Source organism: Marinobacter sp. MIT932201, from assembly GCF_047123295.1.
In the GTDB taxonomy this organism is placed as follows: domain Bacteria; phylum Pseudomonadota; class Gammaproteobacteria; order Pseudomonadales; family Oleiphilaceae; genus Marinobacter; species Marinobacter salsuginis.
This window is the reverse complement of sequence record NZ_CP138917.1, coordinates 4,362,680-4,380,554: the sequence shown is the minus strand read 5'-3', so window position 1 is coordinate 4,380,554 and position 17,875 is coordinate 4,362,680. Positions and strand designations below refer to the sequence as shown.

Below are 17,875 nucleotides of genomic sequence, written 5' to 3'. Positions count from 1 at the left end.
CGCCCATGACCAATTCACTGTGGCATGGCCAGCTCCGGGATGGACTGGCCACAATGGGCCTGTCCCTGGATGAGGAACGGCAGGAAAAGCTGCTTGCGTTCCTCGGCCTCCTCAACAAATGGAACCGGGCCTACAATCTCACCGCGGTCCGTGACGAGCGGGAGATGGTGTCCCGGCAACTGCTCGACAGCCTGAGCATTCTGCCCTGGATCACCGCGGAGCATCTGTTGGATGTGGGTGCCGGCGGCGGTCTGCCCGGTATCCCTCTGGCGATTGCCCTGCCGGAAAAGCGATTTACCCTGCTTGATAGCAACGGCAAGAAAACCCGCTTTCTCAATCAGTGTGTCCTGGAGCTTGGCCTGGATAATGTCGAGGTGATTCACGGTCGGGCGGAAGATTGCAGCCCCCCGGAACCCTTTACCCAGATCAGCAGCCGAGCCTTTACCGCTCTGGAAAACCTGGTGAACTGGTGTGGCGATCTGTTGGCAAATGAGGGCGAGTTCCTTGCCATGAAAGGCCAGTTTCCGGATGATGAAGTGGCTGCCCTCCCGGCTGGCTGGCAGGTAAAATCCAGCCACCCCCTGGACGTTCCCAGTGCCGATGGCGAGCGCCATCTCCTGGTGGTCGCCCGGGCGACGATTTCCGGGTAATTCGGCAGTCGAATTTCAATACCGCTAACCTATCAACAAGGAGGCAGGACATGGCGCGCGTGATTGCAGTGACCAATCAAAAAGGCGGTGTGGGCAAAACCACCACCTGCGTCAACCTTGCTGCCTCCCTGGCCGCCACCAAGCGCCGGGTGCTGCTGGTGGATATGGACCCCCAGGGTAACGCCACCATGGGCAGCGGTGTGGATAAAAACGCTCTGGAACTGTCCGGCTACGACATGCTGACCAAGCGCGCCAGCGCCGCCGAGGTTATTATTCCGGCCGAGGCGTCCGGTTTCGATATCCTGCCGGCCAACGGCGATCTCACAGCCGCCGAAGTTGAGCTGATGAACGAAATTGGCCGGGAACATCGCCTGCGCCTGGCGCTGAATACAGTCCGCGACAATTACGATTACATTCTGATTGATTGCCCACCTTCACTTAGCTTGTTGACGGTGAATGCCCTTTCCGCCGCAGACTCCGTGCTGATCCCCATGCAATGCGAGTACTACGCACTGGAGGGGCTGGCAGCATTGATGAACACCGTAGAGCAGATTCAGGAGACGGTGAACCCGAATCTGCAGGTGGAAGGCATTCTGCGCACCATGTACGACCCCCGGAACAGTCTGACTCTCGATGTGTCCGGTCAGCTGAGTGAGTACTTCGGCGACAAGGTGTATCGAGCGGTGATTCCCCGCAATGTTCGCCTGGCGGAAGCGCCCAGCTACGGCGTTCCGGCCCTGAAATACGATCGCGCCTCCAAGGGTGCCATTGCCTATCTGGCGCTGGCCGGCGAAATGGTCCGCCGCCACGGTTCAAAAAAGACATCCGCGCCGGTTGCGGTGTAACATACCGCCCTGTCACTCACTTAAGCACAACGATTTTCAACGGGAAGAATGACTGACACCATGGCGGCGAAGAAACGAGGATTGGGTGAGCGTGGACTGGGCGCCCTGCTGGCAGGCTCCAAGGTCAACCTTGACCAGGAGCTGAAAGATCACGATGGTGAGCTCCGCGAAGTTCCCATTGATCTGATCCAGCGTGGCCGGTATCAGCCCAGGCGCGACATGGACCCTGCAGCCTTGCAGGAACTGGCGGATTCCATTCGCCAGCAGGGCGTGATGCAGCCGGTGGTCGTTCGCCCGATCGCGGAAGGTCGCTACGAGCTGATCGCCGGTGAGCGCCGGTGGCGTGCCACCCAGATGGCCGAACTGGACAGCATTCCTGCGATCATCCGGGATGTCCCCGATGAAGCCGCCATCGCCATGGCGCTGATCGAGAACATCCAGCGTGAAAATCTCAATCCGATCGAAGAAGCCTTCGCCCTCCAGCGCCTGCAGGATGAGTTTGGTCTGACACAGGCTCAGGTTGCCGAGGCCGTTGGTAAATCCCGCACCACCATTACCAACCTGTTGCGACTGATCGGTTTGTCGGAAGACGTCCGTATCATGCTCGAGCATGGTGATCTCGAGATGGGCCACGGCCGCGCGATGCTGACTCTCGCCCCGGAACTGCAGATGCAGGTGGCCAAACAGGTGGTGGCAAAATCGCTATCGGTACGCCAGACCGAGGCTCTTGTTCGACGCGTACAACAGGAAACCCCGGACAGCAAATCCCGTAAAAAGGGAACGCTGGATCCGAACATTCGCGCCTTGCAGGATGATCTGGCCGAACGATTGGGCGCCCGGGTATCAATCGATCACGGCCAGCGCGGTAAGGGCAAACTGGTCATTGAATACAGCTCGCTGGACGAACTGGACGGCATTCTGGGGCATATCAAATAGAACGTTGGGGATTTGTCGGCCTTTCGGCCCCCTACGAAAGTTCGTACCTGGCCACGCACACAACATGTAGTGGTGAAAAACTGAACGGCCGTCTATTTGTGACTGAAATTGCCGAAACCCAGTTATTCCGCTGCGTTTGACGGATCAGCCCGCGCCCGGTTTTGTTGATTCGTGCACATTGAACACATATAATCTGCGGCGCTCGTATCGGTGTATTTGCTTACTTTTTAAACGACATCGACCGAAAAGCACCGTACTTCCGGGACGAACATGACGAAGGCAGTTTCAGGCGGTATTCGCCGTCCGCCCATCGCACGATGGTTTGTAATAGAAAGTGTGGTACTTGTCTTCGTCAGCCTGGCGTTTCTCTTGCGAGGCCAGGTTTCCGGTTATTCAGCGCTGCTGGGCGGACTTATTTTTCTGATCCCCCATGGTTATTTTGCGCTCAAGGCATTCCGCTACTCCGGCGCGCGGTCTGCCAAGAAGATCATGACTTCTTTTTACCAGGGTGAGGCCGGCAAGCTCATCCTGTGCGCCATCCTCTTCACGATGGTGTTCAAATGGATTCAGCCGCTTGATATAGCGGCACTTTTTTTAACATTTGCGATCATGCTGGTCACCAACTGGTTGACACCGCTACTGGCGGGCAGCAATACGCAGCAAAGCTAACTGGACCTGGGAAACCGTTATGGCAGGAAGTGCATCCGAATATATCCAGCATCACCTCCAGAACCTCACCTACGGTAAGCTGCCGGCAGGCTATGAGCGTGCCGACGGAACCGTGCTTCAAGATGCTACCTGGACGCTGGCTCACACCGGCAAGGAAGCATCCGACATGGGCTTCTGGGCATTGCACATTGACTCACTGGGCTGGGCGGTAGCGCTCGGTGCCCTGTTCCTGTTCATTTTCCGAATGGCCGCTAAGCGTGCTACCTCGGACCAGCCCGGTGGCCTCCAGAACTTCGTTGAAGTAATGGTCGAGTTTGTCGACCAGAGCGTGAAAGAAACCTTCCACGGCAAGAACAAGGTCATTGCTCCGTTGTCACTGACCATTTTCTGCTGGGTATTCCTGATGAACCTGATGGACCTGGTTCCGGTGGATTTCCTGCCGCAGCTGTTCCACCTGATGGGTCTGGAATACATGAAGGTGGTTCCGACCACGGATGTGAACGTGACCCTGGGCATGTCCCTGTCTGTCTTTGCGCTGATCATCTACTACAGTCTGAAGGTGAAAGGAGTTGGTGGCTTCGTGGGTGAACTGACCCTGCACCCCTTCTCTTCCGACAATATGTTCCTGAAGATCCTTCTGGTTCCGGTCAACCTGCTGCTGGAAGGCGTGAGCCTGATTGCCAAGCCGATCTCACTGGCACTGCGTCTGTTCGGTAACCTGTACGCCGGCGAGCTGATCTTCATCCTGATTGCGCTGCTTCCCTTCTGGGCGCAGTGGGCACTGTCTGTTCCCTGGGCGATTTTCCACATCCTGGTTATCACCCTGCAGGCATTTATCTTTATGATGTTGACGATCGTGTACCTGAGCATGGCTCACGAAGACAGTCACTGATCGGACACCATTAAGCCGTAGTTCTAAACCCTAAACCCTTAAACTGAAAAACCTAACTGAAAACTGGGAGTTATCATGGAAACTGTAGTTGGAATGACCGCTATTGCCGTTGCACTGCTGATTGGCCTGGGTGCCCTGGGTACTGCGATTGGCTTTGGTATCCTCGGTGGCAAGTTCCTGGAAGGCGCTGCGCGTCAGCCGGAAATGACCCCGATGCTGCAGGTTAAGATGTTCATCGTTGCAGGTCTGCTGGACGCCGTAACCATGATCGGTGTTGGTATCGCTCTGTTCTTCACTTTCGCCAACCCGTTTGTCGGCCAGATCGCCGGTTAATCGAGTCGCCAGAGCCGGGGTTTCGCCCCGGTCAGATGATTCTTAACAAAACAGGCGAGAGGTGAAGACGTGAACATTAATTTGACGATGATTGGTCAAGCCATCGCGTTCTTTATCTTTGTCGTCTTCTGCATGAAATATGTGTGGCCGCCAATCATGGCCGCACTGCAGGAGCGTCAAAAGAAGATCGCTGACGGACTGGCTGCCTCAGACCGCGCTGCGCGCGATCTGGAACTGGCTCAGGAAAAGTCAGCTCAGGAACTGCGTGAAGCCAAGCAGCAAGCTGCTGGTCTGATTGAACAGGCCAACAAGCGCGCGGCCCAGATTGTGGAAGCATCCAAGGATGACGCCCGCAAGGAAGGCCAGAAGCTGATTGAGCAGGCCAAGGCCGAAATTGAACAGGAGCGCAATCAGGCTCGTGACGCTTTGCGTGCAGAAATTGCCACCATTGCCGTTGCCGGTGCTGAGAAGATCCTGGAAACCTCTGTCGATGCCTCCAAGCACAACGAGATGTTGGAAAAACTGGCGGCAGAACTTTAAACGACGAGGTTCATCATGGCAGAACTGAGAACGCTGGCCCGTCCCTACGCAAAGGCAGCATTTAGTGCCGCTCAGGAGCATGAACAGCTGGCTGAGTGGTCCCAGGTGCTGACAATTGCCGGGCAGGTCACCGCGAACAAAGACATTCGACAGCTTCTCGCGAATCCGGGTCTGGAAGAGCAGAAGAAGGCAGAGCTGATTCTGGAGGTCGCCGAAGAGGGCGTCACTGATCAGGTCCGCAACTTTTTCGCTGTACTGGCTGAAAACCGCCGGCTGACTCTTCTTCCTGAGATTGCAGCGCTCTTCAACACGTACCGGGCTGATCTGGAGCGCACTGTTGATATCGATGTCACCGCGGCTTTCGAGCTGACGGACGAACAGCAACAGAAGCTCGCCCAGGCACTTTCGAAGAAACTCGAGCGGCAAGTGTCACTCGCAGCGTCACTGGACAAGTCTCTGATTGGCGGCGTGATTATTCGCACCGGCGATCTGGTCATTGACGCATCTGTACGCGGAAAGCTGACCAAGCTGGCCGACGCTCTGGGCTCCTGATTTCAGCACAAGGTTTGAGGATATTGGCATGCAGCAACTGAATCCATCCGAGATCAGTGACATCATCAAGAAGAGAATCGAAAAACTCGATATCTCTTCCGAAGCAAAGAACGAAGGTACGATCCTGTCGGTTTCCGACGGTATCGTGCTGATCCACGGTCTTGCCGACGTTATGTACGGCGAGATGATTGAATTTGCCAACGGCACGTTCGGCATGGCTCTGAACCTGGAGCGTGATTCCGTTGGTGCGGTCGTGCTGGGCGACTACGAAGATCTGGCTGAAGGCCAGAAAGTTCGTTGCACCGGTCGCATCCTGGAAGTGCCGGTTGGTCCGGAACTGATGGGCCGCGTTGTCGACGCGCTGGGTAACCCCATCGACGGCAAGGGTGACCTCGGTACCGACCTGACCTCTCCGGTCGAGAAGGTTGCACCGGGCGTTATCGCACGTCAGTCCGTTGATGAGCCGGTTCAGACTGGTCTGAAGGCAATCGACACCATGGTGCCGATCGGTCGCGGCCAGCGTGAGCTGATCATCGGTGACCGTCAGATCGGTAAGACCGCTGTCGCCATCGACGCGATCATTAACCAGAAAGACACCGGCATCAAGTGTATCTATGTTGCCGTCGGTCAGAAGCAGTCTTCCATCGCTGCCGTTGTGCGCAAGCTGGAAGAGCACGGTGCGATGGATCACACCATCGTGGTTGCCGCCGGTGCCGCCGATCCTGCAGCGATGCAGTTCCTGGCTCCGTACTCCGGTACTTCCATGGGTGAATACTTCCGTGACCGTGGCGAAGACGCCCTGATCATCTATGATGATCTGTCCAAGCAGGCCGTGGCTTACCGCCAGATTTCCCTGCTGCTGCGTCGTCCGCCAGGCCGTGAAGCCTACCCGGGTGACGTATTCTACCTGCACTCCCGTCTGCTGGAGCGTGCGTCCCGTGTAAACGCTGACTACGTTGAGCAGCTGACCAATGGTGAAGTGAAAGGCAAGACCGGTTCCCTGACCGCCCTGCCGATCATCGAAACCCAGGCTGGTGACGTGTCCGCGTTCGTACCGACCAACGTAATCTCCATTACCGACGGTCAGATCTTCCTGGAAACCAACCTGTTCAACTCCGGTATCCGTCCGGCGATGAACGCCGGTATCTCCGTATCCCGGGTAGGTGGTTCCGCCCAGACCAAGATCATGAAGAAGCTCGGCGGTAACATCCGTCTGGCTCTGGCCCAGTATCGTGAACTGGCCGCTTTCGCACAGTTTGCTTCCGACCTCGACGAAGCAACCCGTCAGCAGCTTGAGCACGGTCAGCGTGTAACGGAACTCATGAAGCAGAACCAGTACAGCCCGATGTCTGTGGCTGAAATGGGTACGGTTCTGTTCGCAGCCAACGAAGGCTTCCTGGACGACGTTGATGTCGACAAGGTAGTGAAGTTTGAAGCGCAGATGCTCGACTGGATGCGCTCCGAGCAGAAAGACCTCCTCGACAAGATCAACGAGAAAGGCGATTACAACGACGAAATCGCTGCCGGCCTCAAAGCTGCACTTGAGAAATTCAAGACCACTCAGAGCTGGTAAGAAAACGGGCCTGCGGCAACTGTCGCGGGCCGCTTTTCGTAGCAACGAGTGTCTAACTTGAGAAGGCAGTGAGTTATGGCCGTCGGCAAAGAAATACGTAACCAGATATCAAGCATCAAGAGCACGCAGAAAATCACCAGCGCCATGGAAATGGTGGCTGCGAGTAAAATGCGTAAGGCTCAGGAGCGCATGCAGGCAACCCGCCCGTATGCCGACAAGATGCGTCAGGTGATCGGGCACATTGCCAAGGCGAATGCTCAGTACAAGCACCCGTTCATGGTCGAGCGCGAGGTCAAGCGCGTGGGCTATATCGTGGTGTCAACTGATCGTGGCCTCTGCGGTGGTCTGAACATTAACCTGTTCAAAGCGCTTGTCCGTGAAATGAAAGCGTGGAAAGAAAAAGGAGTGGAAACCGATCTGTGCGCCATCGGGCAGAAAGGGGCTTCCTTTTTCCGGAGCTACGGCGGCAATGTCGTCGCGGCGCTGACCCATCTGGGGGACAGCCCGAGCTCTGAAAAACTCATCGGCAACGTCAAGGTTATGCTGGATGCGTTCTCGGAAGGAAAGATTGATCGCCTGTACGTGGTCAGCAACGAGTTCGTTAACACCATGACCCAAAGCCCGAAGGTGGAGCAGCTTCTGCCCCTGCCGGAGAGCGAAGACGAGGAAGAGATCAAGAACCAGTGGGATTATCTCTACGAGCCCGATGCCAGGCAGATCCTCGATGGCCTTCTGCCACGTTTTATTGAATCCCAGGTGTACCAGGGTGTGGTAGAAAATCTGGCATGTGAACAGGCAGCCCGGATGATCGCCATGAAGAGCGCAACTGACAACGCCGGTAGCATTATCGACGAGCTTCAGCTGGCTTATAACAAGGCGCGTCAGGCAGCCATTACCCAAGAGATATCGGAGATTGTGAGCGGCGCCGCTTCGGTCTGATCCAGCCCACAATCCAACTGGTTTTATTGACTATCAAGATAACGAGGAACCGAGCATGAGTAGCGGACAAATCGTTCAGATCATTGGCGCGGTTATCGACGTGGAATTCCCACGTGACTCCGTACCCAAAGTATATGACGCACTGCTGCTTGAAGGTGGCGAAACAACTCTGGAAGTCCAGCAGCAGCTGGGTGACGGCATTGTTCGTACCATCGCCATGGGCAGCACCGAAGGCCTGAAGCGTGGCCTGAAAGCAGAAAACACCGGTAACCCGATTTCGGTACCGGTTGGTACCCAGACTCTGGGCCGTATCATGGACGTTCTGGGTCGCCCCATCGACGAAGCCGGCGATATCGGCGAAGAAGAGCGTTGGGCGATTCACCGTAAGGCCCCGGGCTATGCCGACCAGGCAGCGTCTGCGGACCTGCTGGAAACCGGCATCAAGGTTATCGACCTGATCTGCCCGTTCGCCAAGGGTGGTAAGGTTGGTCTGTTCGGTGGTGCCGGTGTTGGTAAAACCGTAAACATGATGGAACTGATCAACAACATCGCGAAAGAGCACTCCGGTCTCTCCGTATTCGCAGGTGTTGGTGAGCGGACCCGGGAAGGTAACGACTTCTACTATGAAATGAAGGAGTCCAACGTTCTCGATAAGGTTGCCATGGTTTACGGCCAGATGAACGAGCCCCCTGGAAACCGTCTGCGTGTGGCCCTGACCGGTCTCACCATGGCTGAGAAGTTCCGGGACGAAGGTCGTGACGTACTGTTGTTCGTTGACAACATCTACCGTTACACCCTGGCCGGTACCGAAGTATCCGCACTGCTCGGCCGTATGCCGTCTGCGGTAGGTTACCAGCCGACTCTGGCTGAAGAGATGGGTCAGCTGCAGGAGCGTATTACCTCCACCAAGAACGGTTCCATCACGTCCATCCAGGCGGTCTACGTACCGGCGGATGACTTGACTGACCCGTCGCCTGCAACCACCTTCTCGCACCTGGATGCGACCGTGGTACTGAGCCGTGACATCGCTTCCAAGGGTATCTACCCGGCGATCGATCCGCTGGATTCCACCTCTCGTCAGCTGGATCCGCTGATCATCGGCCAGGAGCACTACGAAGTGGCCCGTGGCGTGCAGACTAACCTGCAGCGCTACAAGGAGCTGAAAGACATCATCGCCATCCTGGGTATGGACGAACTGTCAGAGGAAGACAAGCTGACCGTTGCCCGTGCCCGTAAGATCGAGCGTTTTCTGTCCCAGCCGTTCCACGTTGCTGAAGTATTCACCGGTTCCCCCGGTAAGTACGTTTCCCTCAAGGAAACCATCAGCAGCTTTAAGGGCATCCTGAATGGTGACTATGACGAATTGCCCGAGCAGGCGTTCTACATGGTTGGTACCATTGAGGAAGCGGTCGAGAAAGCGAAGGAAATGAAGAGCAAGGCAAAGAGCTAATCTGAGCCGACGCATTTGTTTCCGGATCGATCAAAGAGGCAACTGACATGGGTATGACCGTGCATTGTGATGTGGTAAGTGCCGAAACAAAGATCTATTCCGGATTGGTGGAAATGCTGATCGCAGCCGGTTCTGAAGGTGACCTGGGTATTGCCCCGGGTCACACTCCGCTGCTGACCCAGCTGAAGCCGGGCCCTATTCGGATCATCAAGCAGGGCGGTGAAGAAGAGATTCTTTACGTGTCCGGCGGGTATCTGGAAGTTCAGCCCAATCTGGTCACTTTGTTGGCGGATACCGCGGTTCGTGCAAAGGATGTGGACGAAGCAGCCGCGCTCGAAGCTCAGAAAGAAGCCGAGAAAGCACTTGCCAACAAGACCGGTGAATTCGAGTACTCCCGTGCCGCTGCAGAGCTGGCCGAAGCTGTTGCTCAGCTTCGTACCATCCAGCAGCTGCGTAACAAAATGCGATAAGCATTTCCGTTTCGGGTTTGCCGAACACCGAAGCCGCATCCTGAGCGGCTGGAAGACCAACGTGTTACGTTGGCCATCCGGCCCTGAAGGGTGCGGTTTTTTTATTTTCAGTATTCAGAGACTCAACACTCCGGGAGCCTGACTTTTCCATGAGCCCGCTACACGTCGTCATTCTGGCCGCCGGCCAGGGATCGCGCATGAAATCGACATTACCGAAGGTTCTCCACACCCTCGCAGGTCGACCCATGCTTCAGCACGTAATCGATACGGCACACGAACTCGGTGCCGATACGATCCATACCGTCATCGGGCATGGTGCCGATCAGGTTCGCCAGACTATCAGCGACGACACCATACACTGGGTGGAGCAGCGTGAGCGCTTGGGTACCGGCCATGCTGTGATGCAGGTTCTGGATCATCTACCGGACGACGCCCGTGTGCTTGTGCTGTATGGCGACGTGCCACTGATCCGTAAGCAGACCCTCGCGATTCTGGTGGATCATGTTAGCGGCGATAGCTTGGGTCTGCTGACGGTTACGATGGACGATCCAACTGGCTATGGCCGGATCGTTCGGGACGCCGACGGCAACGTCACTCGCATTGTCGAGCAGAAAGACGCCAGTGTCGATCAACAGGCGATCCGGGAGGTTAACACCGGGATTCTTGGTGTGAGTGCTGCACATTTGAAGCGTTGGTTGCCGCAACTGTCGAACGACAATGCTCAGGGGGAATACTACCTGACTGACATCATCGCCATGGCAGCTAAAGATTCCGTGGAAGTGGCTTCCAATCAACCCGCGGATGTCATGGAAGTTCAGGGCGTGAACAACCGCGTTCAGCTGGCCGAGCTTGAACGCTGGTTCCAGCTCCAGCAATCGCAGCAACTCATGCTGCAGGGAGCTACCCTGGCCGACCCGGCCCGAATCGACGTCCGGGGTAATCTCTCGGTTGGTTGTGATGTGTATATTGATGTAAACGCCGTGTTCGAGGGCGAGGTGACGCTGGGAAATCGCGTTCATGTTGGCCCGGGCTGCGTTATCAAGGATGCCCATATTGGTGACGGAACGGAGATCAAGGCCTACAGTGTGATTGAGAGCTCCACCATCGGGGAGAATGCGCAGATCGGACCGTACGCCCGGTTCCGTCCCGGTAACCGACTGGCCGCCAATACAAAAGTTGGCAATTTCGTAGAGCTGAAAAAATCCGTGGTTGGTGAAGGGAGCAAAATCAGCCACCTCAGTTATGTTGGTGATGCCACCCTCGGTGCTCGTGTGAATGTGGGTGCAGGAACCATCACCTGCAATTATGATGGGGCGAACAAGTACCAGACGATTATAGGGGACGGCGTCTTCGTGGGCTCCAACTGTTCGCTGGTGGCGCCAGTCACGGTAGCGCCCGAGGCCACCATTGGTGCTGGCTCGACCATTACACGGGACGTCGCCGAGAGCGAACTGGCCGTTGCCAGGGGCCGACAGCGGAATATCTCCGGTTGGGAAAAGCCGAAGAAACACTGATTTAAACGATCGACAGACAGGTATAGCAGCATGTGTGGAATTGTAGGCGCGGTTTCGGAAAGGGACGTTCAGGGCATCCTTCTTGAGGGTCTGCGCCGTCTGGAATATCGCGGGTATGACTCCGCGGGCATGGCCGTGATCGGTGGTGATCACAAGGTTCAACGCGCGCGGGAGGTGGGCAAGGTTGCCGCGCTCGGCGACGCCATGAAAGCCAACCCGCTTGCAGGTCATCTGGGCATTGCTCACACCCGCTGGGCCACCCACGGTGAGCCCTCCCAGATCAATGCCCACCCGCACATGTCCGGCGAGCGGCTCGCAATCGTCCATAACGGCATTATCGAGAACTATCAGGAGCTGCGCGAAGAGCTGCGGGCGGATGGTTTCGAGTTTTCCTCCCAGACCGATACTGAAGTCGTTGCCCACCTCATCGAGAAGAACTACCGGACCCTGGGGAATCTCCATGATTCGGTGCGGGCCGCCATTGCCCGTCTTCGTGGCGCCTATGCCCTGGCCGTTGTTCACGCCGATGAACCCGACCATCTCGTCGTGTGCCGTGAGGGCAGCCCGCTGGTGATCGGCGTGGGTATCGGTGAGAACTTCATTGCGTCGGACCAGCTCGCGCTGCTGCCGGTCACCGATCGCTTCATGTTCCTGGAAGAAGGGGACATTGCGGACATCCGCAAGGATGCCATCACTGTTCTCGATCGCGAGGGTCAGTCGGTGGAGCGGGAAGTAACCCGTTTCGAACATGGCGCCGATTCAGCCGACAAGGGCGAATACCGTCATTTCATGCTCAAGGAAATTTATGAGCAGCCCAAAGTGATCAAGGCCACCATGGAAGGCCGGGTCACCAAAACCCGGGTGCTGGAACAGGCATTGGGTACCGAGGCAGCAAATCTGCTTGAGAACGTTCGTCACGTACAGATCATTGCCTGCGGCACCAGTTACCATGCCGGTATGGTGGCTCGTTACTGGATTGAGGAGTTGGCTGGTATTGCCTGCTCGGTGGAAGTGGCCTCTGAGTTTCGTTACCGCAAGCACGTGATCCAGCAGGACACCCTGTTCCTGTGTATCTCCCAGTCCGGCGAAACCGCCGATACCTTGGCGGCTCTGCGCCAGGCCAAGAAAGCAGGCTTCCGGGCGGCGCTGGCCATCTGCAACGTGCCGGGCAGCTCCCTGGTGCGGGAATCCGACCTGGTGATCATGACCCAGGCCGGACCGGAAATCGGCGTGGCCTCCACCAAGGCCTTTACCACCCAACTGACCGCACTGCTCCTTTTCACCCTGGCTCTTGCTCGTCACAACGGGCTGCCGGAACCGCAGGAAGCAGAGATCGTTGAGGCCATCCATCTGCTGCCTGGCCAGGTCAGTGATGTCCTGGCCCTGGATGCCGAGATTGCCGAGATGTCCAAAGCCTTCATGGACAAGAACCACAGCCTGTTCCTGGGCCGCGGTTCCCAGTTCCCGGTTGCCCTGGAAGGTGCCCTCAAGCTCAAGGAAATCTCCTACATTCACGCCGAGGCCTATCCGGCCGGTGAACTGAAGCATGGTCCTCTGGCCCTGGTCGACAGCGAAATGCCGGTGGTCACTGTCGCGCCCAACAATGATCTGGTTGAGAAGCTGAAGTCCAACCTGGAAGAAGTGCGGGCCCGCGGCGGCGAGCTGTTTGTCTTTGCGGATAAGAAGGCCGATGTGAAAGCCGAAGAGGGCCTTCACGTGATGCAGATTCCTTCTGTGCATCCGATTACGGCCCCGATTGTTTACACCGTGCCACTGCAGCTACTTTCCTATCATGTAGCGGTGCTTAAGGGCACCGATGTGGACCAGCCCCGCAATCTGGCGAAAAGCGTTACCGTTGAATGAAAAAAGCCCCGCACACGCGGGGCTTGTGGGATGCAAATAAAGGTTCATCCGTATAAATAAAGTATCGTCCGTATAAATAAAGTTTCATTCTGAGCCTGCATCCGCTATGTTGAGGTCATCGACACAGCGGGGGCAGGCTTTCTCATGTCTGGAACATTCAAGGGGCTGACCCAGGCCCAGATCGATAGAAGGCTCAAGGACGGGCGTGGCCAAGGCCAGGGATCAGACTACAAGCCGTTCATCTACACCAGGGACGTGTCCTCGCTGGGTCGCTCCCACCGCCTGCCTGGCAGCAAGACCCGGCGTTTACACCATCTTCTATCCGATCTTGAACTGGCCATCTTCCTGACCTTGGATCGGTCTCCCCATGTCACCGATATCCGTGAACAGTTTCCGATGCGGGTCGAAGATACGGTGCGCATCGCCGAGGAGCTTGGCCTGCCCCACGGTTGTTACAAGGGTACCCCGCAGGTACTGACCAGCGACTTTCTGGTGGATTTCGAAGATCCTCAGCGCCCGAGCATCGCGATTCAGGCCAAGTACAGTACCGACCTGCAGAAGCCTGAAGTTATCGAGAGGCTTGAGCTTGAAAGGCGCTACTGGCAGGAAAAAGGTATTCCCTGGGTCATCGTCACTGAGCGCGAGGTATCCAAGGTGGCATTTGCCAATATCCAATGGCTCTATCCTGCCCATGCTGAAGGCGACATCGCTCAGGACGATCTCGCCCATTACCAGCAGCTGTTTCTGCTCGAGTTTCAGCGTCACCCAGACCGGAAGCTGACCGCTATTGCCCAAGGACTGGATACCTACGGCCAGCTGGAGGCCGGTCAGGCGCTCTATTGGCTACGCCAGTTGCTGGCCCGGCACTGTTTCCTTTTCGATCTTGACACTCCTTACCGGGAGCTGAAGCCGAAAGACCTGGTTGCCAACTCTCATCAAATGCATCAGGAGCTGAGCAGTGTTGCCCGTTAATCAGGTGTTCCGGATGGGGGAACTGCGAAAGCGCCTGCTTTGGTCCGGTACCGAGCAGGCAATCTGGATCGATATCGATTCGGACACGGCGTTGCCCGAACCGATATCGATTGTAGAGCTGGAGCGTCTGATCATGGAGCGGGAGCTGGAGAGCATTGCCGATCCCTTCGAGGAAACAGTCCTACGGGAGGTTGAGGAAGGTTCCCTTGATCAGCAGAAGCGTGATGAAGCTTGGGGAATGCTGGCGGATTTTGTGCACGACCCCCAGCTTTTCGTGCGGCGCCCCAGAGGGCTCATTGTCAGAGGCATCATGGAGCGCCATGGTGTCACCAATCAGACGGTGTATAGGTTACTGAGGCGCTACTGGCAGCGAGGCATGTGCAGGAATGCCCTCTTGCCGGACTATGTCAACTCGGGCGCCCGTGGCAAGCGCAGAAAGCCGAACCAGGCCAAGCTGGGCAGGCCCAGAGTGGTGATGGAGGGGAAAGGGAGCAATGTCACGCCGGACATCGAGCGCATTTTTCGCCGGGTCATCGAGGAACGTTTGCTCAAGGAAAAACATCCGTCCATTCCTGATGCCTACGCCGCCGGGCTGAATCTGCTCCGTGCTGTTCTGACGGAGCTGCCGACCTTCGAACTGCCTACATTGGGGCAGTTCCGTTACTTCTATGGGCGCGAATATCACTTCACCGACACCTTGCCATGCAGGGTGTCCGCAGTGGATTTTGCCAAGGACTTCCGACCGCTCAGCAGTACATCGACGACCGAGGCACTGGGGCCCGGATACCGCTACCAGATCGATGCCACCATCGCCGATATCTATCTGGTTTCAGAACATGATCGCAGCCTTATCGTCGGCAGGCCTGTCGTTTACATGGTGATCGACGTGTTCAGCCGCATGGTCGTTGGTATGTACGTCGGATTCGAGGGACCTTCCTGGGTCAGTGCCATGGTGGCATTGGCCAGCACGGTCGCCGACAAGGTTGAGTATTGCCGCCAGTATAGCGTGGAGATCGATGCCAGCGACTGGCCGGTCAAAGGCTTGCCGGATGTGGTGCTGGCCGATAAGGGCGAACTGAATGGCACCAAGGTGGAAGCATTTTCCCAAGCCTTCGGCGTTCGCATCGAGAATGCACCGGCCAGGCGAGGAGATGCCAAGGGGATCGTCGAGCGTTATTTCCGGACGGTGCAGGAGCGTTTCAAGCCCTATGCCAGCGGTGTGGTCGAGGACACCACCAGCCGGAAGCGGGGTGGCCACGACTACAGACTTGATGCCAGTCTGACCTTGCCCGAGTTCACCCAGATCATCATTGCCGGCATCCTCTACCACAACAACTTTCATACCTTGAGCAAATACGACAGAACCTCTGGTATGCCGGGCGATCTGCCAGCCATCCCGGTCATGCTGTGGAACTGGGGCTTGGCCAACTTGACCGGCCGGTTACGTACTGCGCCCGAGGAGCTGGTGCGGATAAATCTCTTGCCCCATGAGTCGGCCACGGTTTCGGAGCTGGGAATCAGGCTGTTCGGCTGCTTCTACACCTGCCAGGAAGCAATCAGGGAGGGTTGGTTTCACCGAGGCCAGGGGCGCCGGCCGACAGGGGTAACGGTCGCATACGATCCGCGTAGCGCCGACCACATCTACCTGCGGCCGTCCAATAGTCTCAAGGACTACTGGGTTTGCGATCTTGCCGACCGCAGTCGACGCTTCAGGGGGATGACCTTCTGGGATGTCTGGCTGCTGTCCAGAGAGGAACGGCGTAGCGATACCAACGCGGCGGCGGAAGCTTTGGTAGAGAGAGGCAATCTTCTGAAGCAGATCGAGTCCATCGTTGCCCAGGCAGAGGATGCCAGTCCGGTCAAAACGGGTATGACCACGAAGGATCTGGGAACCCAGATCCGCGAGAACAAGCAGCAGGAAAAGCGCCAGGAACGCCAGAAAACAGCATTCAAACCGGATAAAGCACAGCAGGAAAAGCCAGCCGAGGTGATCCCACTGCGGGGCGAGAAGCAGGAAGATTATGCCTTCCCAGATCTCAGTGACCTGATATTCAAGGAGGAAGAGGATGACTGAAGAATTCCAGCGCGGAGTCATTCCCCTGGCGCGTTACCAGGAGCAGCAGCTTCCCGAGTATCAGGACAATCCGCTCATCAGCGCATTGCCTCCGATTCCTGATCTGCAGGAGGTGGTCGATCTATTGCAGCAGCTTCCCGGTTTCGAGCCGCAGGAGGCGCTTCTGGATGGTCGACTCAGGGCACATGCGATTGCCCGCCTGTTGCACGGCTTCTTCCAGCCGCTGAGCCATCACTTGGAGCTGGAGAGCAAGATCAGCCTGATGATCCGTCAAGGGTACATCGGTCGGAATCCGGCCAGCGGTGCCTGGTATGCGCACCTGCAGAATGGCTATCGCCGTGTCGAGGAGGAGGATCTGGATGCGGCGGTGTACCAGAGTGTCTCCTCTACGGCCAACAGCCTGTCGCTGTTCGGCTGCTCCGGTTGCGGCAAGACGCGCACGCTGGAGCGGATTCTGGGCATGTACCCCCAAGCTCTCCATCACCCTGATTACAACATCACCCAACTGGTCTACCTGAAGATCGACTGCCCAATTGACGGTGACTTGGATGAGCTGTGCCTGAGCTTCTTCAACGAAGTAGACAAGATCCTGGGTACCCACTACAGCCGTAGCCACGGACGCAAGAAGCTGGGTACCAAACGTCTGCTGGCATCCATGTGCCAGGTGGCCAATCTGCACACGCTCGGAGTGCTGATCATCGACGAGGTTCAGAACCTCAACGAGGCACGCTCCGGTGGTGCCGAAAAAATGCACAATTTCTTCGTGTCGCTGGTGAACACCATCGGTGTTCCGATCATTCAGGTCGGCACCCACCGGGCCAGCAAATTCTTCCAGCGCACGTTCCGGGCTGCTCGGCGGGTCTCCGGGTTGGGCAGCATCCGCTGGGATAGGTTGCCTCGGGACGAGCATTGGAAGCGTCTGTTGAAGCGGCTTTGGAAGTATCAGTGGCTGCGAAATGCGGCGCCGCTGGATGATGAACTGGAGGCTACGATGTACGACCTCACCCAAGGGGTCATGGACATCGTCATCAAGCTGTTCGCGCTGGCGCAGATCCGGGCGATAGTGACAGGTGTCGAGTGCATTAAGCCGCTGTTGCTGCGCAGGGTTTTCGAGGACGAGTTCAAACCGGTCCATCCGATGCTGGCGGCCTTGCGGAGCGGTAGGCCCGAGCTGATCGCCAAATATGACGACCTGCTGATGCCAGAGATCGAGGGACGGTTGCTGACCCTGACTCGCTCTCTGGATAGCGTCCCCCAACCTAAACCACCGGCCCCTCCGGCTGATGACAAGGCAAAGCGGTTGGCCGCCCTGCTCGAAGGTATGGAAATCCCGAGGGACATCGCCATTCCCATGGCCGATGAATTGTTGGCGGAGAATCCGGACATCCCGCTGGCGGCCCTGATTCACAAGGCCACGGCCTACCTCGCGCAGGACGCTCCCAAGAGGCCCGGCATTTCCAGAGTTAAGCGGACGGAGTGGGGGTGCCTATCCGAGGAGGATCTGCGCCGACGTTATGCCGATGGGCCTGAAAGCGAGGCCTATGACAGATTCAAGCAGGCTGGCTTGATCCTCGATCTGCGGCCTCTGCTGAGAGCGAGCTGA

17 protein-coding genes are annotated in these 17,875 nt (G+C 57.1%); all 17 read left to right on the top strand.

The window, feature by feature from the left end:
* Positions 1-5: 5 nt before the first annotated feature.
* The 17 genes from rsmG to SIC15_RS19955 all read left to right on the top strand — a co-directional run bounded on the left by rsmG (position 6) and on the right by SIC15_RS19955 (position 17,875).
* A complete protein-coding gene (gene rsmG, locus SIC15_RS20035) occupies positions 6-650 on the top strand; it encodes a 16S rRNA (guanine(527)-N(7))-methyltransferase RsmG (RefSeq protein ID WP_412536779.1) in 645 nt (214 codons plus the stop codon).
* Positions 651-700: 50 nt separating this feature from the next.
* On the top strand, positions 701-1,495 hold the full coding sequence (locus tag SIC15_RS20030; protein ID WP_008172572.1) for a ParA family protein: 795 nt from the start codon (positions 701-703) through the stop codon (positions 1,493-1,495).
* 60 nt (positions 1,496-1,555) lie between these two features.
* Positions 1,556-2,431: a ParB/RepB/Spo0J family partition protein gene (locus SIC15_RS20025; RefSeq protein ID WP_069182821.1), complete on the top strand. Its 876-nt coding sequence runs from the start codon at positions 1,556-1,558 to the stop codon at positions 2,429-2,431.
* A gap of 270 nt (positions 2,432-2,701) precedes the next feature.
* Positions 2,702-3,100, top strand: coding sequence for a F0F1 ATP synthase subunit I (locus SIC15_RS20020; protein ID WP_136630339.1), 399 nt, complete (start codon positions 2,702-2,704; stop codon positions 3,098-3,100).
* A 19-nt stretch (positions 3,101-3,119) separates the two neighbouring features.
* Positions 3,120-3,992, top strand: coding sequence for a F0F1 ATP synthase subunit A (gene atpB, locus SIC15_RS20015; RefSeq protein ID WP_069182395.1), 873 nt, complete (start codon positions 3,120-3,122; stop codon positions 3,990-3,992).
* Positions 3,993-4,067: 75 nt separating this feature from the next.
* Positions 4,068-4,325: a F0F1 ATP synthase subunit C gene (atpE, locus tag SIC15_RS20010; RefSeq protein ID WP_012138088.1), complete on the top strand. Its 258-nt coding sequence runs from the start codon at positions 4,068-4,070 to the stop codon at positions 4,323-4,325.
* A gap of 69 nt (positions 4,326-4,394) precedes the next feature.
* The gene (locus SIC15_RS20005) at positions 4,395-4,865 is read left to right on the top strand and encodes a F0F1 ATP synthase subunit B (protein ID WP_174805021.1); all 471 of its coding nucleotides are present in this window, start codon (positions 4,395-4,397) and stop codon (positions 4,863-4,865) included.
* A gap of 15 nt (positions 4,866-4,880) precedes the next feature.
* Entirely contained in the window at positions 4,881-5,417 is a 537-nt protein-coding gene (locus SIC15_RS20000) for a F0F1 ATP synthase subunit delta (RefSeq protein WP_069182394.1), read from the top strand.
* 28 nt (positions 5,418-5,445) lie between these two features.
* Positions 5,446-6,990 (top strand): F0F1 ATP synthase subunit alpha, encoded by a 1,545-nt coding sequence (gene atpA, locus SIC15_RS19995; RefSeq protein ID WP_136630338.1) that lies wholly within the window; start codon positions 5,446-5,448, stop codon positions 6,988-6,990.
* 75 nt (positions 6,991-7,065) lie between these two features.
* A complete protein-coding gene (atpG, locus tag SIC15_RS19990; RefSeq protein ID WP_008172593.1) occupies positions 7,066-7,929 on the top strand; it encodes a F0F1 ATP synthase subunit gamma in 864 nt (287 codons plus the stop codon).
* A gap of 55 nt (positions 7,930-7,984) precedes the next feature.
* Positions 7,985-9,379 carry a F0F1 ATP synthase subunit beta gene (gene atpD / locus SIC15_RS19985; RefSeq protein ID WP_069182392.1) on the top strand — a complete coding sequence of 465 codons (1,395 nt, stop codon included), beginning with the start codon at positions 7,985-7,987 and terminating at the stop codon, positions 9,377-9,379.
* Positions 9,380-9,426: 47 nt separating this feature from the next.
* The gene (locus SIC15_RS19980) at positions 9,427-9,849 is read left to right on the top strand and encodes a F0F1 ATP synthase subunit epsilon (RefSeq protein WP_008172596.1); all 423 of its coding nucleotides are present in this window, start codon (positions 9,427-9,429) and stop codon (positions 9,847-9,849) included.
* 149 nt (positions 9,850-9,998) lie between these two features.
* Positions 9,999-11,363 (top strand): bifunctional UDP-N-acetylglucosamine diphosphorylase/glucosamine-1-phosphate N-acetyltransferase GlmU, encoded by a 1,365-nt coding sequence (gene glmU / locus SIC15_RS19975; protein WP_412536778.1) that lies wholly within the window; start codon positions 9,999-10,001, stop codon positions 11,361-11,363.
* A gap of 30 nt (positions 11,364-11,393) precedes the next feature.
* Complete coding sequence (glmS, locus tag SIC15_RS19970) at positions 11,394-13,226, top strand: glutamine--fructose-6-phosphate transaminase (isomerizing) (protein WP_412536777.1); 1,833 nt, start codon at positions 11,394-11,396, stop codon at positions 13,224-13,226.
* Between the two features lie 144 nt (positions 13,227-13,370).
* Positions 13,371-14,198 (top strand): TnsA endonuclease N-terminal domain-containing protein, encoded by an 828-nt coding sequence (locus SIC15_RS19965; RefSeq protein WP_095041107.1) that lies wholly within the window; start codon positions 13,371-13,373, stop codon positions 14,196-14,198.
* A 13-nt stretch (positions 14,199-14,211) separates the two neighbouring features.
* Positions 14,212-16,272, top strand: a complete 2,061-nt coding sequence (locus SIC15_RS19960; RefSeq protein ID WP_412537641.1) for a Mu transposase C-terminal domain-containing protein — start codon at positions 14,212-14,214, stop codon at positions 16,270-16,272.
* Positions 16,265-17,875 (top strand): ATP-binding protein, encoded by a 1,611-nt coding sequence (locus tag SIC15_RS19955; protein ID WP_016782883.1) that lies wholly within the window; start codon positions 16,265-16,267, stop codon positions 17,873-17,875. Before SIC15_RS19960 ends, SIC15_RS19955 begins: the two co-directional genes overlap by 8 nt.

Coding starts and splice junctions, on each gene's coding strand:
- atpA (WP_136630338.1), top strand. CDS start 5,446: ATGCAGCAACTGAATCCATCCGAGATCAGTGACATCATCAAGAAGAGA.
- SIC15_RS20000 (WP_069182394.1), top strand. CDS start 4,881: ATGGCAGAACTGAGAACGCTGGCCCGTCCCTACGCAAAGGCAGCATTT.
- atpD (WP_069182392.1), top strand. CDS start 7,985: ATGAGTAGCGGACAAATCGTTCAGATCATTGGCGCGGTTATCGACGTG.
- glmS (WP_412536777.1), top strand. CDS start 11,394: ATGTGTGGAATTGTAGGCGCGGTTTCGGAAAGGGACGTTCAGGGCATC.
- atpG (WP_008172593.1), top strand. CDS start 7,066: ATGGCCGTCGGCAAAGAAATACGTAACCAGATATCAAGCATCAAGAGC.
- SIC15_RS19955 (WP_016782883.1), top strand. CDS start 16,265: ATGACTGAAGAATTCCAGCGCGGAGTCATTCCCCTGGCGCGTTACCAG.
- SIC15_RS19960 (WP_412537641.1), top strand. CDS start 14,212: ATGGGGGAACTGCGAAAGCGCCTGCTTTGGTCCGGTACCGAGCAGGCA.
- glmU (WP_412536778.1), top strand. CDS start 9,999: ATGAGCCCGCTACACGTCGTCATTCTGGCCGCCGGCCAGGGATCGCGC.
- SIC15_RS19980 (WP_008172596.1), top strand. CDS start 9,427: ATGGGTATGACCGTGCATTGTGATGTGGTAAGTGCCGAAACAAAGATC.
- SIC15_RS20025 (WP_069182821.1), top strand. CDS start 1,556: ATGGCGGCGAAGAAACGAGGATTGGGTGAGCGTGGACTGGGCGCCCTG.
- SIC15_RS19965 (WP_095041107.1), top strand. CDS start 13,371: ATGTCTGGAACATTCAAGGGGCTGACCCAGGCCCAGATCGATAGAAGG.
- rsmG (WP_412536779.1), top strand. CDS start 6: ATGACCAATTCACTGTGGCATGGCCAGCTCCGGGATGGACTGGCCACA.
- atpE (WP_012138088.1), top strand. CDS start 4,068: ATGGAAACTGTAGTTGGAATGACCGCTATTGCCGTTGCACTGCTGATT.
- SIC15_RS20030 (WP_008172572.1), top strand. CDS start 701: ATGGCGCGCGTGATTGCAGTGACCAATCAAAAAGGCGGTGTGGGCAAA.
- atpB (WP_069182395.1), top strand. CDS start 3,120: ATGGCAGGAAGTGCATCCGAATATATCCAGCATCACCTCCAGAACCTC.
- SIC15_RS20020 (WP_136630339.1), top strand. CDS start 2,702: ATGACGAAGGCAGTTTCAGGCGGTATTCGCCGTCCGCCCATCGCACGA.